General features: G+C 52.6%; 15 protein-coding genes. 4 read left to right on the top strand and 11 right to left on the bottom strand.

All coding sequences use genetic code 11. The annotated features are described in order from the left end of the window. Positions 1 to 82 precede the first annotated feature (82 nt). Positions 83 to 379, top strand: a complete 297-nt coding sequence (locus BFG58_RS01580; protein WP_023327637.1) for a YciI family protein — start codon at positions 83 to 85, stop codon at positions 377 to 379. Positions 380 to 419: 40 nt separating this feature from the next. Here the strand turns inward: BFG58_RS01580 and BFG58_RS01575 are convergent, their stop codons facing one another. The 3 genes from BFG58_RS01575 to BFG58_RS23680 all read right to left on the bottom strand — a co-directional run bounded on the left by BFG58_RS01575 (position 420) and on the right by BFG58_RS23680 (position 2,387). After that, positions 420 to 1,373 (bottom strand): helix-turn-helix domain-containing GNAT family N-acetyltransferase, encoded by a 954-nt coding sequence (locus BFG58_RS01575; RefSeq protein ID WP_069719051.1) that lies wholly within the window; start codon positions 1,371 to 1,373, stop codon positions 420 to 422. A 93-nt stretch (positions 1,374 to 1,466) separates the two neighbouring features. Next, positions 1,467 to 2,102 carry a leucine efflux protein LeuE gene (gene leuE / locus BFG58_RS01570; protein WP_069719050.1) on the bottom strand — a complete coding sequence of 212 codons (636 nt, stop codon included), beginning with the start codon at positions 2,100 to 2,102 and terminating at the stop codon, positions 1,467 to 1,469. Positions 2,103 to 2,213: 111 nt separating this feature from the next. Next, positions 2,214 to 2,387, bottom strand: a complete 174-nt coding sequence (locus BFG58_RS23680) for a YciY family protein (protein WP_021240326.1) — start codon at positions 2,385 to 2,387, stop codon at positions 2,214 to 2,216. A 144-nt stretch (positions 2,388 to 2,531) separates the two neighbouring features. On the opposite strand from BFG58_RS23680, the gene cls reads away from it, so the two are divergent. Continuing rightward, the gene (gene cls, locus BFG58_RS01565) at positions 2,532 to 3,992 is read left to right on the top strand and encodes a cardiolipin synthase (protein ID WP_008502791.1); all 1,461 of its coding nucleotides are present in this window, start codon (positions 2,532 to 2,534) and stop codon (positions 3,990 to 3,992) included. Positions 3,993 to 4,025: 33 nt separating this feature from the next. Beyond that, positions 4,026 to 4,355, top strand: coding sequence for an HI1450 family dsDNA-mimic protein (locus BFG58_RS01560; RefSeq protein WP_006810881.1), 330 nt, complete (start codon positions 4,026 to 4,028; stop codon positions 4,353 to 4,355). Positions 4,356 to 4,386: 31 nt separating this feature from the next. Here the strand turns inward: BFG58_RS01560 and BFG58_RS01555 are convergent, their stop codons facing one another. The 7 genes from BFG58_RS01555 to BFG58_RS01525 form a co-directional block, all read right to left on the bottom strand. Then, the gene (locus BFG58_RS01555; protein WP_175430160.1) at positions 4,387 to 5,256 is read right to left on the bottom strand and encodes an ion transporter; all 870 of its coding nucleotides are present in this window, start codon (positions 5,254 to 5,256) and stop codon (positions 4,387 to 4,389) included. 14 nt (positions 5,257 to 5,270) lie between these two features. Continuing rightward, entirely contained in the window at positions 5,271 to 6,275 is a 1,005-nt protein-coding gene (oppF, locus tag BFG58_RS01550) for a murein tripeptide/oligopeptide ABC transporter ATP-binding protein OppF (RefSeq protein WP_008502789.1), read from the bottom strand. Next, entirely contained in the window at positions 6,272 to 7,285 is a 1,014-nt protein-coding gene (locus tag BFG58_RS01545; RefSeq protein WP_024907097.1) for an ABC transporter ATP-binding protein, read from the bottom strand. Before BFG58_RS01545 ends, oppF begins: the two co-directional genes overlap by 4 nt. Before the next feature lie 11 nt (positions 7,286 to 7,296). Then, complete coding sequence (oppC, locus tag BFG58_RS01540; protein WP_008502787.1) at positions 7,297 to 8,205, bottom strand: oligopeptide ABC transporter permease OppC; 909 nt, start codon at positions 8,203 to 8,205, stop codon at positions 7,297 to 7,299. Positions 8,206 to 8,217: 12 nt separating this feature from the next. Next, a complete protein-coding gene (gene oppB / locus BFG58_RS01535; protein WP_008502786.1) occupies positions 8,218 to 9,138 on the bottom strand; it encodes an oligopeptide ABC transporter permease OppB in 921 nt (306 codons plus the stop codon). Between the two features lie 84 nt (positions 9,139 to 9,222). Continuing rightward, positions 9,223 to 10,854, bottom strand: coding sequence for an oligopeptide ABC transporter substrate-binding protein OppA (oppA, locus tag BFG58_RS01530; RefSeq protein WP_008502785.1), 1,632 nt, complete (start codon positions 10,852 to 10,854; stop codon positions 9,223 to 9,225). A 770-nt stretch (positions 10,855 to 11,624) separates the two neighbouring features. Beyond that, positions 11,625 to 12,272 carry a YchE family NAAT transporter gene (locus BFG58_RS01525; protein WP_008502784.1) on the bottom strand — a complete coding sequence of 216 codons (648 nt, stop codon included), beginning with the start codon at positions 12,270 to 12,272 and terminating at the stop codon, positions 11,625 to 11,627. Between the two features lie 478 nt (positions 12,273 to 12,750). Between BFG58_RS01525 and adhE the strand changes: the two genes are divergently transcribed. Further along, positions 12,751 to 15,429 (top strand): bifunctional acetaldehyde-CoA/alcohol dehydrogenase, encoded by a 2,679-nt coding sequence (adhE, locus tag BFG58_RS01520; protein ID WP_028013432.1) that lies wholly within the window; start codon positions 12,751 to 12,753, stop codon positions 15,427 to 15,429. Between the two features lie 68 nt (positions 15,430 to 15,497). Here the strand turns inward: adhE and tdk are convergent, their stop codons facing one another. Continuing rightward, positions 15,498 to 16,112, bottom strand: coding sequence for a thymidine kinase (tdk, locus tag BFG58_RS01515; protein ID WP_021240332.1), 615 nt, complete (start codon positions 16,110 to 16,112; stop codon positions 15,498 to 15,500). Positions 16,113 to 16,314: the final 202 nt, after the last annotated feature.

Raw genomic sequence — 16,314 nt, 5'->3', positions numbered from 1 at the left:
AACATTGTTTTTATTTTACATTGCAGTCGATTGCCCTTTCACATAACGTAACTGACACTTTTACCGGTTAAGGAGCTTCGCCGTGTTTTACGTGATTTACTCTGAAGATGTTGCTGATTCGCTCGAAAAACGCCAGTCTGTGCGCCCTGCGCATCTGGCACGTTTGCAGTTGCTTCAGGATGAAGGCCGATTACTGACCGCTGGCCCCATGCCCGCAGTAGACAGCAACGATCCGGGTGCTGCCGGTTTTGCAGGCTCCACGGTTATTGCTGAATTTGAATCCCAGGAAGCCGCTCAGGCCTGGGCTGACGCAGACCCGTACGTTGCAGCGGGTGTGTATGCAAAAGTGACGGTCAGACCGTACAAGAAAGTGTTCTGATACCAAAGCGGCTCCGAAAGGAGCCTTTTTTTAGGCGCGATTACGCGCCTCTGTACCGGGTAAACTGCTGCTCTGTAATCAGGCTCCCCCACTGGTCGCCTTCCCATTCTTTTACCAGCGTAAACCCAAACGACTCGTACAGACGCCGGGCGGCGGTCAGCTTATTGAACGTCCAGAGGTGCACGGCAGAAAAACCGACACTGTCGCAGAACCGCATCGCTTCATTCAGCAGTTTTTTCCCCACGCCGTGTCCCCGGCAGCCATCATCAAGAATAAACCAGCGAAGATGGGCTTCACCCGGCGCCAGATCCTCGCCATCGATTGCCACCGAGCCGACAATTTTGTCGTTGAGTACTGCCAGCCAAATCTGGTTACAGGGCTTCTCCAGTCTTTCACTGAACTCGGCCAGCCCTGAAGCCACTTTGGCCTCGAAGAAGCGACCAAAGTTATGTTCCCGCGAATAATAGCTGCCATGCATCTCCGCGATACGGCCAATCATGCCGGGGATATACCCCTGCACTATCTTCAGCTCGTCGGGCTGCATATCGTTGCCCGCCTCGCGGCATGCCAGCAGCGCGTTGGCATAAAGAGAGAGCCCCTCAGAGATGGTCTGCTGCTGGGCAGGAGCAAGACGCTTTATTGCTGTGACCACGCGCTCATTGCTGAAGGCATTAATTTTGCTGACCGTCTCGTGACCTTTCGCGGTCAGCCTGAGGCTCTTTGCTCTCGCATCCTCAACAGAAATGACTTCCTCAAGTTCGCCTGCGGCAATCAGGCGAGCCAGCATCCGGCTGACGCTGGACTTTTCCAGGCCCAGCAGTTGCACCAGCTGGCTTGCCGTCATCTCTTGGCGCAGGGCGATTTCGACAAGGGTATGGACGGCCGAAGGCGAGTAATTCGTTGAGGCCAGGGTAGACCCCATAAATCCTAACTCTCGCACCATCAGGCGCGAGGAACGTCGAATAACACTGACTACCGGGGTTTCGCTGTGCATGTTGTGTCCTCATCATTTAGTTGTACTATACAACTAAATGATGAGGGATTGTCAAACAGAATAAAAAAGGCTCCCGCAGGAGCCTTTCATCAATCAATGCAGCGACGCTAACCTCGCCGCAAACCCGACAAACAGCAGCCCTATCAGCCCGTTCCCCAGCTTTGCCAGTTTCTTTTTCGTTTTGAGATAACGCGTGACAAACGCACCGGAGAAGATCAGGAAACTCATGTACATGAAGCTGATTAACTCAAGCGTCGTCGCGAGGATCAGGAAAGAGGTGCCAGTGCTCTGTGCGTTCACGTCAATGAACTGAACGAAGAACGATACGTAGAACAGAATCGCTTTTGGATTCGTCAGGCTCAATACCAGCGAACGTTTCATGATCATACTGGCAGGTTCGGGGCCGCTCTCATGCGCGTTTTTCTGACGGTTCACCACCGACCAGAGCATTTTGCCGCCCAGCCACAGCAGATAGAAGGCGCCGAGATAGCGCACGATATTAAACAGTACCGGCGTGGTCTGGATTAATGCCGCGACGCCCGCCCAGGCCAGAAACATCAATACCGCATCGCCGATAAATACGCCCGACGCGGCAAGATACCCTTTTTTAACGCCGTGTCCAATTCCGGTTTTAAGCACAAACAGGGTATTCGGCCCCGGTACGAGCACGATAAAAAACGCGCCAACAACATACGTCCAGAAATTCAGTACGCCAAACTCCGCAAACACTTCTTCTCCCTCCTTTTGCTCAATACAGCAGGAATAGCGCTGCAAATACGCTACTCCTAAAAATCAGACTCTATAAAATCAGCGGGCACCATTACGGTGCCCTCATGGTACTCAGATATCCTGGACGGCGAACAGCAACGCGTTGCGATGCCGGGTCATTCCACATTTTCTGATGGCGTGAATACGCATATTGCGGCGGGATTGTGCTTCCAGCCAACGAGCCTTGCGACGACTCACCTGTCGCAACATGCGCCAGCGCCCTACTTCTGTTCTACTGCGCTTCATGTCTACAACTCTTTCTCTAACAGAGGCGACATTATAAACCCATGCTGGCAGCAAACCAGCGCTTTTACCTGGCGTTTTTATTTGCCAGATGAATCCTGATGCGTACACTCATAACAATACGCTTTCAAAAGGATTTTTTTACCTATGACAACCTTCTACACCGTGGTGAGTTGGCTGGTCATTTTAGGATACTGGCTGTTAATCGCGGGTGTGACGTTACGCATCCTGATGAAGCGCAGAGCCGTACCCTCTGCCATGGCCTGGCTTCTGATCATCTACATCCTGCCGCTGGTGGGAATTATTGCCTATCTCTCTTTCGGTGAGCTTCATCTCGGCAAACGCCGCGCCGAGCGTGCCCGCGCCATGTGGCCCTCAACCGCAAAGTGGCTAAACGATCTTAAGGCCTGTAAGCATATCTTTGCCGAGGAGAACAGCAGCGTCGCCTCGTCACTGTTTAAGCTGTGCGAGCGCCGTCAGGGGATTGGTGGTGTTAAAGGCAATCAACTGCAGCTGCTGACCTCGTCCGACGACGTCATGCAGGCATTAATCCGCGATATCCAGCTGGCGCGTCATAATATCGAGATGGTTTTTTATATCTGGCAGCCTGGCGGGATGGCTGACCAGGTCGCTGAATCGCTGATGGCCGCGGCGCGACGCGGCATTCACTGCCGTCTGATGCTTGACTCCGCAGGCAGCGTGGCATTTTTCCGTAGCCCCTGGGCGGGCATGATGCGCAATGCCGGTATCGAGGTGGTTGAGGCGCTGAAGGTCAATCTCCTGCGCGTGTTTCTGCGCCGGATGGATCTCCGTCAGCATCGCAAAATGATCATGATCGATAACTATATTGCCTACACCGGCAGCATGAACATGGTTGATCCGCGCTTCTTCAAGCAGGACTCGGGCGTGGGCCAGTGGGTGGATTTGATGGCGCGAATGGAGGGGCCGATTGCCACCTCGATGGGCATCGTTTACTCCTGCGACTGGGAGATAGAAACCGGCAAACGCATTCTGCCGCCACCGCCGGACGGCAATATTATGCCGTTTGAAGAGGCCAGCGGTCACACCATTCATACCATTGCTTCCGGGCCGGGCTTCCCGGAGGATTTGATCCATCAGGCGCTGCTGACGGCGACGTACTCGGCGCGTGAATACCTGATCATGACGACGCCCTACTTTGTCCCCAGCGATGACCTCCTCCACGCGATCTGTACCGCGGCGCAGCGCGGTGTCGATGTGAGCATTATTTTGCCGCGCAAAAATGACTCCCTTCTGGTGGGCTGGGCCAGCCGGGCATTCTTTAGCGAACTGCTGGCTGCAGGGGTGAAGATCTATCAGTTCGAAGGCGGATTGCTCCACACCAAAAGCGTGCTTGTCGACGGCGAGTTAAGCCTGGTGGGGACAGTGAACCTGGATATGCGCAGCCTGTGGCTCAACTTTGAAATCACGCTGGTTATTGATGATGCCGGCTTTGGCGGCGATCTCGCGGCGGTGCAGGATGATTATATCTCCCGCTCGCGGCTGCTGGATGCCAGACTGTGGGTAAAACGTCCGCTGTGGCAGAGAATTGCCGAACGACTGTTTTACTTCTTTAGTCCGTTGCTGTAAAACGTGCCCAACGATGTTAAACAGGTAGTCATCATGGAAATGGATCTGAACAATCGCCTGACCGAAGACGAAACGCTCGAGCAGGCCTATGACATTTTTCTCGAACTGGCGGTTGATAACCTCGATCCCGCAGACGTGATCCTCTTTAATCTGCAGTTCGAAGAGCGCGGCGGTGCCGAACTGTTCGACCCTTCAGAAGACTGGGCTGAGCATGTGGATTTCGATCTGAATCCTGACTTCTTTGCCGAAGTGGTCATCGGGCTGGCCGATGAAGACGGTGGCGAGATTAACGATATTTTCGCCCGCGTCCTGCTCTGTCGAGAGAAAGACCACAAGCTGTGCCATATTCTCTGGCGCGAATAATAAAAAAGGCTGCGATTGCAGCCTTTTTTATTTACTCCGGCAACGCACTTCCGCAGCGGTTACAAAACCGCGCGTTAAGGTCATGTTCACCCTGGTGACATGCCGGACATTTGCGCTGCTGCTTGCGGTTCTGAAATGCGCTGCTCATGTGCGTGGTAATAAGCCCGGTCGGAATAGCAATGACCGAATAGCCAATCAAAATCAGCACTGAGGCCACAATGCGGCCCAGCGGCGTATGGGGCGTTATATCACCGTACCCGACGGTCGTCACGGTCACTATCGCCCAATAAACGGACGCATTGAGCGTCGTGAAACCATATTTCGGCCCCTCTATCAGATACATCAGCGCGCCAAAAACGATCATGACGATGGCAATAAACGAGTAGAAGAGAATAAGCTGATGCCGCGCGCTGACGATAGCGCTCCAGAACACGCGCAGTGAGGGCATAAAGCGCAGTAATTTCAGAATACGTAATACGCGAATAACGCGCATCGCTCGCCAGGCAAAGACATAGCTCAGGCTGATTTCCGGCCACAGCCACATGACGTAGAGCGGCAGAATGGTGGCTAAATCAATAAATCCCCAGAAGCTGAAAACATATCGGGCCGGGTTGGGCCAGGCAATTACTCTGAGCAGATATTCAGCGGTAAAAACAAGTGTTATCGCCAGCTCAAGCCAGACAAAGACATGCCATTCGTCAAACGTCAGGTGGTATTGCGTCCCGGCGCCTGACTCAATAAAGATGACCACCACGCTGAGGAGCGCAAATAAACCGCAAAGACCTTCGAAGCGTCGCCCGGATACCGTTTCAGGATCGAATAAAACATGATAAAGCCGCCGACGGGCTGACGTGAATAAACGCGACACAGTGACCTCGCAAAATATAAGGGCTGACATCATGTCAGCCCTTGCGATTATAACGGGTCTACTTTCAGGCAGGAAACCGCATGTCGGAAACTGCCTTCCAGAACCGGTCGCGTTTTCGCACATTCCGGCCCGGCCATTGGGCAGCGCGTGCGGAAGACACAGCCCGACGGCGGGTTAATCGGTGAAGGCAATTCCCCTTCCAGAAGCTGGATGGTCTTATTCTTTTCCAGATCGGGATCGGGGATCGGCACTGCCGACATCAGCGCTTTGGTGTAAGGGTGCAGCGGATTGTGGTACACCTCGTCATAGGTGCCCAGCTCCACGGCGTGCCCCAGATACATCACCAGCACGCGGTCAGAGATGTGTTTCACCACGGCCAGGTCATGCGCGATGAAGATCAGCGACAGCCCCATTTCGCGCTGCAGCTTCTGCAGCAGGTTAACCACCTGCGCCTGAATGGAGACGTCGAGCGCGGAAACCGGCTCATCACAGATAATCAGCTTCGGTTCGAGGATCAGGGCGCGCGCAATACCAATACGCTGACACTGACCGCCGGAGAACTCGTGCGGATAGCGGTTGATGAGGTTAGGCAACAGCCCGACTTTCAGCATCATCGCCTTAACGCGATCGCGCACTTCCTGACGGGACATCTTCGGATGATAGGTCCGCAGCGGCTCGGCAATAATCTCACCGATGGTCATACGCGGGTTTAACGACGCCAGCGGATCCTGGAAAATCATCTGGATATCGCTGCGCACGTCGCGCCACTCGTCGGGTTTCATGCCCAGCAGATCTTTACCCAGCCAGGCCACTTTGCCGTCGGTGGCTTTCACCAGACCGATAATGGCGCGCGCAAAGGTCGATTTACCGCAGCCGGACTCGCCCACCACGCCCAGGGTTTCCCCCTCATACAGGCGCAGCGTGACGCCGTCCACCGCTTTCAGGGTCTTCGACGGCTGCCAGAACCACTGTTTGCCGTCTTTGATGTCGAAATGCACCTTAAGGTCAGCAATCTCGAGCAGCACGTTGCGTTTTTCATCTAATGCGTTCATACCAGCTCCTCCTGCGGCTTAAAGCAGGCGCGCAGGCGGCCTGGTGCAAACTCTTCCAGCGGCGGTGCGCTGTTGCAGATTTCCATCGCGTGCGGGCAGCGCGGCTGGAACGGACAGCCTTTCGGCAGGCGCAGCAGGTTTGGCGGGTTGCCCGGAATGGTGAGCAGGGATTCCCCTTCCGCATCGAGACGCGGTACCGCGTTCAGCAGGCCAATCGAGTAAGGATGCGCAGGCTGATAGAATACGTCACGCGCTTTGCCGTATTCCATGGTACGGCCGGCATACATCACCAGCACTTTGTCACAGATGCCCGCCACCACGCCCAGGTCGTGGGTGATCATGATAATCGCCGTGTTGAACTCACGCTTCAGCTCGTTCAGCAGGGTCATGATTTGTGCCTGAACGGTAACGTCCAGCGCGGTGGTCGGTTCGTCGGCAATCAGCAATTTTGGCCGGCACAGCAGCGCCATCGCAATCATCACGCGCTGACGCATACCGCCAGAGAACTCGTGCGGGAACATTCGCATGCGCTTGCGCGCTTCCGGCATTTTCACCGCATCGAGCATTTTGACCGACTCTTCAAAGGCTTCGGCTTTGCCCAGACCTTTATGCAGCATCAGGACTTCCATCAGCTGCTCACCGACGCGCATATACGGGTTCAGCGAGGTCATCGGATCCTGGAAAATCATCGAGATCTGCTCGGCGCGCAGCTTGTTCAGCTCGTGCTCCGGCAGGTTGAGGATTTCACGACCGTTGAATTTCGCGGAACCGCCAATCACACCGTTAGCGGCCAGCAGGCCCATTAGCGCAAAGGCTGTCTGGGACTTCCCGGATCCGGATTCACCCACGATGCCGAGCGTTTCGCCCGCGCGCAGGTTGAAGTTGAGATCGTTCACGGCGGTCACATCCCCGTCCGGGGTCTTAAAGGTGACGCGAAGATCTTTTACGTCCAGCAGAAGGTCGCTCCGCTGCTGCGCCTGTGGCGCGGTTGCCGTTTCAATCATTGTCATGACGGCGCTCCTTAACGGTCTTTCGGGTCGAGGGCATCACGCAGGCCATCGCCGATAAAGTTAAAACAAAACAGGGTAACGACCAGGAAACCCGCCGGGTATAACAGCAGCCACGGTGACACTTCCATTGAGTTTGCACCGTCACTCAGCAGCGCGCCCCAGCTGCTCAGCGGCTCTTGCGTACCCAGACCGAGGAAGCTCAGGAAGGATTCAAACAGGATCATGCTTGGCACCAGCAGTGAGGCATAGACCACCACCACGCCCAGCACGTTAGGAACGATATGGCGAACCACGATATTCCCGGTAGAGACACCGCCGACCTGCGCGGCTTCGATAAACTCTTTGCGTTTGAGACTCAGCGTCTGGCCGCGAACAATACGCGCCATATCCAGCCATGACACCATCCCGATGGCCACGAAGATCAACAGGATATTCTGACCGAAGAAGGTCACCAGCAGGATGACGAAGAACATAAACGGGAAGGAGTTCAGGATTTCCAGCAGACGCATCATCACCGAGTCCACTTTACCGCCAAGGTAGCCGGACAGTGAGCCATAGAGCGTCCCCACGATCACCGCCACCAGCGCGGCAGCAATCCCGACCATCAGCGAGATACGCCCCCCGATAGCGACACGCACCAGCAGATCGCGTCCGGAAGAGTCCGTGCCGAAATAGTGGCCAGACTCCATATCCGGCGCGCTGGACATCATGCCCCAGTCGGTGTCGAAATAGGTAAATTGCGACAGCATCGGCGCCAGGGTCACAAACAGTGCGATGATCACCAGAACCACCAGACTCGCCACCGCCGCGCGGTTGTGCATAAAGCGACGACGCGCGTCCTGCCAGAGGCTACGACCTTCCACTTCCAGTTTTTCACTGAAGTTTTCCAGCGCCTCGCTGTTTTTCTTACTCAACATCATGGCGTGCTCCAGTTAGTAACGGATTTTCGGGTCGATGACGGCATACAGCACATCGACGATAGCGTTAAAGAGAATGGTCAGCGCACCGACGAGAATGGTCAGGCTCAGTACCAGCGAATAGTCGCGGTTGAGCGCGCCGTTAACAAACAGCTGACCGATGCCTGGCAGGCCGTAGATTGTTTCGATAACCATCGAGCCGGTGATGATCCCGACGAATGCCGGTCCCATGTAGGAGAGCACGGGCAACAGCGCCGGTTTAAGCGCGTGGCGGAAGATAATCCGACGCATCGGCAGCCCTTTCGCGCGCGCGGTACGAATGAAGTTCGAGTGCAGCACTTCGATCATTGAACCACGGGTGATACGCGCGATACTGGCGATGTACGCCAGAGATAATGCCACCATCGGCAAAATCATGAACTTGAGTGCCCCGCCGTTCCAGCCGCCGCCAGGCAGCCACTTCAGCGTGATGGCAAATATCATCACCAGTAATGGCGCGACAACAAAGCTGGGTATGACTACCCCGGTCATTGCCACCCCCATTACGGCATAATCCCATTTGGTATTTTGTCTGAGCGCGGCGATGACGCCAGCGGTGACCCCGAAAACGATCGCCAGAATGAATGCCGCAGCACCCAATTTCGCCGACACCGGGAAGCTGGACGCCACCAGGTCGTTAACGGAATAGTCTTTATATTTAAATGACGGTCCAAAATCACCGTGCGCCAGCTGCTTCAGGTAGTTGAAGTACTGGGTGGAGATAGGATCGTTTAAGTGGTATTTCGCTTCGATATTCGCCATAACTTCTGGCGGCAACGTACGCTCACCGGTAAATGGACTTCCCGGCGCAAGGCGCATCATGAAGAAGGAAATCGTGATGAGAATAAATAGCGTTGGAATCGCTTCCAGACAGCGACGTAGGATAAATTTCAACATTGCCCGTACCTTCTGGCGTGTGCCTATATAATGTGACGTTGGTTAGACACCGTGGGGCGAGCACGCCCGCCCCACTCATTGCCATTAATGCTTGATAATATACAAGTTTTTAACGTAGATATTATCCATCGGGTCTTTACCGGTATATCCACCTACCCACGGTTTCACCAGACGGGCGTTAACGTAGTAGTAAACCGGAACGATCGCGGAATCTTTATCCAGCTGCTGCTCAGCTTTAGAGTACAGTTCAGTACGCTGTGCTTCGTCAGTGGTTTTCAGCGTGTCGGCGATCAGCTTGTCAAACGCCGGGCTCTTATAGTGCGCGGTGTTGTTTGAGCTGTCACTCAGCATGGTGTTCAGGAAGGAGGTCGGTTCGTTATAGTCCGCACACCAGCCAGCACGCGCCACGTCAAAGGTGCCCTGATGACGGCTGTCGAGGAAGGTTTTCCACTCCTGGTTCTCCAGCTTCACGTTCGCGCCCAGGTTCTTTTTCCAGATCGAGGCAACGGCGATAGCCAGTTTTTTGTGCAGATCGGAGGTGTTGTACAGCAGGCTGAAGGTCAGCGGCTTATCGGCGGTATAGCCCGCTTCGGCCAGCAGTTTCTTCGCTTCTGCGTTACGCTGTTCCTGCGTCTGTTTGAACCAGTCTGGCTCGGTCAGTTTTGCGCCATCGGTGTATGGAGGGGTATAGCTGTATGCCGGCAGATCGCCCTGGTTTTTCACTTTGTTCACGATGATATCGCGATCCAGTGCCAGCTTCAGCGCCGTACGAACGCGTACGTCGGTGAACGGTGCTTTCTGGTTGTTGATTTCATAGTAGTAGGTGCACAGGTACGGGTCGACGTGAACTTCTTTAGGGATCTCTTTCTTCAGTTTCTGGAACAGTTCAATCGGCATGTTGTTATAGGTCATGTCGATTTCGCCGCTGCGGTAGCGGTTAACGTCAGTCACTTCGGACGAAATTGGCAGGTAGGTAACCTGATTAATCACGGTTTTCGCGTTGTCCCAGTATTGCGGGTTACGCTCAAGTACCATACGCTCGTTGACCACCCAGTCTTTCAGCTTGTAGGCACCGTTGGTCACGATATTGGCAGGCTGGGTCCATTTTTCACCAAATTTTTCCACGGCGGATTTTGGTACCGGGGAGACGGACGGGTGAACCAGCAACTTATAGAAGTACGGAACAGGTTCGCTCAACGTGACTTCGAAGGTATTGGCATCGATCGCCTTAACGCCCAGATCGGTGATCGGTTTTTTGCCCGCGATGATGTCATCAATATTGGCAATATGGCCATATTGCAGGTAGCTCGCATACGGAGAGGCGGTCGTTGGATTCGCCAGACGCTGCCAGCTATAAACGAAATCTTCAGCCGTCACCGGCGTACCGTCGGACCATTTCGCATCTTTACGCAGATGGAAGGTCCAGACTTTGAAATCTTTGTTTTCCCATTTTTCTGCCACGCCCGGTGCCGGGTGGCCGTCTACGTCCGTTACCAGCAGACCTTCGAACAGATCGCGGTTGACGTTAGACTCAGGAACACCTTCAATTTTGTGCGGGTCGAGAGACTGAACTTCCGCACCGTTGTTACGCACCAGCGTTTGCTTCTCCGCCAGCTGAACACCTGCAGGAACGTCCGCAGCCATTGCAGCGTTTCCCGCGATTAGCGCAGTTAAAATCCCCGCCGCTACCAGATTTTTTTTTGTGATGATGGACATTGTGTTGGTACTCCACTCATTATAATGACTGGCCTTCGCCAGCTGTGTAATCCCCTGTTGGGGCCTGTACAGCGCAGGAGTTTTTTTTGCTGCTGTCAGGTTCTTCTTTTACTGCTTGCTATCACCGACTTTTTTATTACTGACCGCTCGTATGGCCGTCTTGCGTCGATTCTTTACAGGCCTCCCCTGTTTGAGGCCTGCGCTGGATATCTGAGAAGAGAACTATATGAAAATAATTCTCATCTGATTGTTTTATGCTGCAAAATATTAGGCCGGAWAGTATCAAATGGCGTAAACGTGCGCCAATACATTTTGCAAATTTGTTAAGCAATTCTCTTTTACGGTGAGTACCGTATCGTTGAGGGCAGCCCTGCCAGACATCGAACATCAGTAAAACAACATGATATTCAATAGGATAGAGAAAATTTTCTCTCCAAGCGCGTCGCTGCGCTATCATCGAGTGATTTTGTACAAAAATTTAACAACTGGTTATTATTTAGCACATTCGTCTAGGGGAATGTTGAAATTACTAATATCATTTCGGTTATCTCTCAGCAAGCCCAAGAGTATCATGTGAGTAAAATAACAGAGCGATCGAAGATTTTCTGTGCAGGCGGGTTGAAGCGGAATTAATAACCTATTGAAATACAAGCAATGAACATTATTAGTAGAATTTATTATGATATGTGAGCATTTCAACTTTAGTTATATGATTTGCTGATAATCACGTAAAAAAACGGAGCCGTCGCTCCGTCCTTTCATATGAAGTATTAATGCAACAAACCGGGGAAAATGCTTTTAATACCCGTGACGATGAATTCGATCCCTAATGCCATCAGCAACAGGCCCATGATACGCGTAATGACGTTGATGCCCGTTTGACCCAGCAAGCGCACCAGCCAGGGTGCCATGCGGAACACACCCCAACAGCAGAGCGCAAAAATGGCAATAGCCACTGAAAAGCCAATCAGGTGCATCAGGCTATGGTAACGCGTCCCCCAGACGATGGTTGAACTGATGGCACCCGGACCGGCCATCAGCGGTAAGGCCAGCGGCACTACGCCAATGCTTTCGCGGATAGCGGTTTCTGACTTCTCTTGTTTATTCTGCTTATCCTCGCCCAGCTTACCGCTGATCATGGACATGGCGATGGTCACCACCAGGATCCCGCCGGCAATACGGAATGAATCAATGGAAATCCCGAACAGCTGAAGAATCGTGTCGCCGAGAAAAAGAGAGGTCAACAATATGATCGCTACCGACAGGTTAGCGGTGAGGTTGGTTTTGTTCCTGGCCGCCGCTGTCTGGTAACTCGTCATACTAATGAAGACAGGAATGATCCCCACCGGGTTGACCAGGGCAAACAAACCAATAAAAAATTTAAAATACGTTGGAAAATCAAAGAGCGTTTGGATCACGTTTTGCTCCGCTTATACACATGCCCTGGACTGACAATTTGTCGTGAGAAATCGCGCTGAAGATACCCTTTTTATCAGCATACTTCACTTGAAATCTGTACCAAAACGTTATCATTTCAGGATGTTAAACATATGTATAATCAATGATAGCGCTGCTTCCAATACTTACGTAATTATTTAACACTGGAAAAATCAGCACGAAATAACCCTGCTGAAAGGTATCAGCTTGGGGGAAAATTGACACAGATCATGATTTTCGTACTCAGAAGTGAGTAATCTTGGTTACACCCCCAGGGAGGTCACCTGACAAAAAGGGATGATGCTAAGGTAAGGCTCTTTTAGTAAATTAGTGTGCTGACTCAGAAAGTAACTCTTTGTTTTACTTTGTGTTACGCAAGTCGTATCGGCTCTGTCTATACTGTGTGACGTATCGAGCGCTGGTTTACTAAAAGAGTTTAAACATTATCAGGAGAGCATTATGGCTGTTACTAATATCGCTGAACTGAACGCCCTCGTCGAGCGCGTTAAAAAAGCCCAGCGTGAATATGCCAATTTCACCCAAGAACAGGTTGATAAAATCTTCCGCGCGGCCGCACTGGCTGCTGCAGATGCTCGAATCCCTCTCGCTAAAATGGCCGTTGCCGAATCCGGCATGGGTATCGTGGAAGATAAAGTGATTAAAAACCACTTCGCTTCCGAGTATATCTACAACGCCTATAAAGATGAGAAAACCTGTGGCGTGCTGTCCGAAGACGACACCTTCGGTACCATCACCATCGCTGAACCTATCGGCATCATCTGCGGTATTGTTCCGACCACTAACCCAACGTCTACTGCAATCTTCAAATCACTGATTAGCCTGAAGACCCGTAACGCAATCATCTTCTCTCCACACCCACGTGCGAAAGACGCGACTAACAAAGCTGCAGATATCGTCCTGCAAGCGGCTATCGCAGCGGGTGCACCAAAAGACCTGATCGGCTGGATCGACCAACCTTCTGTTGAGCTCTCCAACGCGCTGATGCATCACCCGGACATTAACCTGATTCTGGCGACCGGTGGTCCAGGCATGGTTAAAGCCGCATACAGCTCCGGTAAACCTGCTATCGGCGTGGGCGCGGGTAACACCCCTGTTGTTATCGATGAAACCGCTGATATCAAACGTGCTGTCGCGTCTGTGCTGATGTCTAAAACCTTCGATAACGGCGTGATCTGTGCATCTGAACAGTCTGTTGTGGTCGTGGATTCCGTATATGACGCGGTTCGCGAACGTTTCGCCAGCCACGGCGGCTACCTGCTGCAGGGCAAAGAGCTGAAAGCGGTTCAGGACATTATCCTGAAAAATGGCGCGCTGAACGCCGCTATCGTGGGTCAGCCAGCCTACAAAATTGCTGAACTCGCAGGCTTTACCGTTCCGGCAACAACCAAAATCCTGATCGGTGAAGTGAAAGTTGTTGACGAAAGCGAGCCGTTTGCTCACGAAAAACTGTCTCCTACGCTTGCCATGTACCGTGCGAAAGATTTCGAAGACGCGGTTGAGAAAGCAGAGAAGCTGGTTGCCATGGGCGGTATCGGTCACACCTCTTGTCTGTACACTGACCAGGACAACCAGCCAGAGCGTGTTGCTCACTTCGGTCAGATGATGAAAACTGCACGTATCCTGATCAACACCCCTGCTTCTCAGGGTGGTATCGGTGACCTGTACAACTTTAAACTCGCACCTTCCCTGACTCTGGGTTGTGGTTCCTGGGGTGGTAACTCCATCTCTGAAAACGTTGGTCCTAAACACCTGATCAACAAGAAAACCGTTGCTAAGCGAGCTGAAAACATGTTGTGGCACAAACTTCCGAAATCTATCTACTTCCGCCGTGGCTCTCTGCCAATCGCGCTGGATGAAGTGATTACTGATGGCCACAAACGTGCGCTCATCGTGACTGACCGTTTCCTGTTTAACAACGGCTACGCTGACCAGATCACCTCCGTGCTGAAAGCGGCTGGCGTCGAAACTGAAGTATTCTTCGAAGTTGAAGCTGACCCAACACTGAGCGTTGTACGTAAAGGTGCTGAACTGGCTAACTCCTTCAAACCAGATGTGATTATCGCACTGGGCGGTGGTTCCCCAATGGACGCCGCGAAAATCATGTGGGTTATGTACGAGCATCCAGAAACGCACTTCGAAGAACTGGCGCTGCGCTTTATGGACATCCGTAAACGTATCTACAAGTTCCCGAAAATGGGCGTAAAAGCGAAAATGATCGCGGTCACCACCACTTCCGGTACCGGTTCAGAAGTTACGCCATTCGCGGTAGTAACCGACGATGCAACAGGTCAGAAATACCCACTGGCTGACTATGCGCTGACGCCAGACATGGCCATCGTTGATGCGAACCTGGTCATGGAGATGCCGAAGTCACTGTGCGCGTTCGGTGGTCTGGATGCGGTGACTCACGCCCTGGAAGCTTACGTTTCTGTGCTGGCGTCTGAGTTCTCAGACGGTCAGGCCCTGCAGGCTCTGAAACTGCTGAAAGAAAACCTGCCAGCGTCTTACAACGAAGGCTCTAAAAACCCTGTAGCACGTGAACGTGTCCACAGTGCAGCAACCATCGCCGGTATCGCGTTTGCCAACGCCTTCCTGGGTGTCTGCCACTCAATGGCGCACAAACTGGGCTCACAGTTCCACATTCCTCACGGTCTGGCGAACGCCCTGTTGATCAGCAACGTTATCCGTTATAACGCTAACGACAACCCAACCAAGCAGACAGCTTTCAGCCAGTACGACCGTCCACAAGCACGTCGTCGCTATGCTGAAATCGCTGACCACCTTGGTCTGAGCGCACCGGGCGACCGCACTGCTGCGAAGATTGAGAAACTGCTGGCATGGCTGGAAAGCCTGAAGGCTGAACTGGGTATTCCTAAATCAATCCGTGAAGCGGGCGTACAGGAAGCTGACTTCCTCGCTCACGTAGACAAGCTATCTGAAGATGCATTCGATGACCAGTGTACTGGTGCTAACCCGCGCTACCCACTGATCTCCGAGCTGAAACAGATTCTGCTGGATACCTACTACGGTCGTGAGTTCAAAGAAGGTGACGTTGCCGCTGTGAAAACAGAAGCCCCAGTCATCAAAGCTGACAAGAAAGCGAAGAAAAGCGCTTAATTGACAGCAGCAGATGAAAAACCCGCCTTAATGGCGGGTTTTTTTATGTCTGAATAATAAGACTGACGTTATTTTCTGTTGTCGTGCTGAATCGCCGTCAGCGAGCCTACAGACAACGCTTCTTTATAATGCTTACGGCAGACCGAAACATAGCGTTCATTGCCGCCTATCACCACCTGCTCGCCATCTGCATAAGGTTTCCCGGACTGGTCGAGACGAAGCACCATACTCGCTTTACGACCGCAGAAGCAGATCGTTTTCAGTTCGACAAGTTTATCCGACCAGGCGAGCAAATACTGGCTCCCTTCAAAAAGCTCCCCGCGGAAATCCGTACGCAGGCCGTAACAGAGCACGGGGATATCAAGCTCATCGACTACCTCTGACAGGGCATGGACCTGTTCACGCGTCAGAAACTGGCTCTCATCGACCAGTACGCAGTGAATGGGCTGTGCCGCATGTTCTGCACGAATGTCTTCAAACAGATCGGTTTTCGGGTTAAACAGCCTGGCAGGCGACGAGAGCCCTATTCTGGAGCTCACCTTCCCTGCGCCAAAGCGATCGTCAATTTCAGCCGTATAAACAACGGTACGCATCCCGCGTTCCTGGTAATTGTACGAGGATTGCAGCAGCGCGGTGGATTTCCCGGCATTCATTGCCGAATAGTAGAAATAAAGTTGTGCCATTGGCCGTAAAACCCTAATCAATGTGTAATATTCCCGATGAGTCATTGTACCATATTTTGTCCGGTCATCAGCGATGCAGCGCACAGAGGATGCGGTTCAGTGCCGCGTTCAGTACCTTCTGTTTATGAAAATAACCCGTTAAAACATGAAGTAAACCCATTCAGCCACGCCAATATGTTATAAGTTAAGCCAAACATAACAC

The sequence above is a fragment of the Enterobacter sp. ku-bf2 genome, assembly GCF_001742765.1.
In the GTDB taxonomy this organism is placed as follows: domain Bacteria; phylum Pseudomonadota; class Gammaproteobacteria; order Enterobacterales; family Enterobacteriaceae; genus Enterobacter; species Enterobacter quasiroggenkampii.
This window is presented reverse-complemented; position numbering and strand designations above follow the sequence as displayed.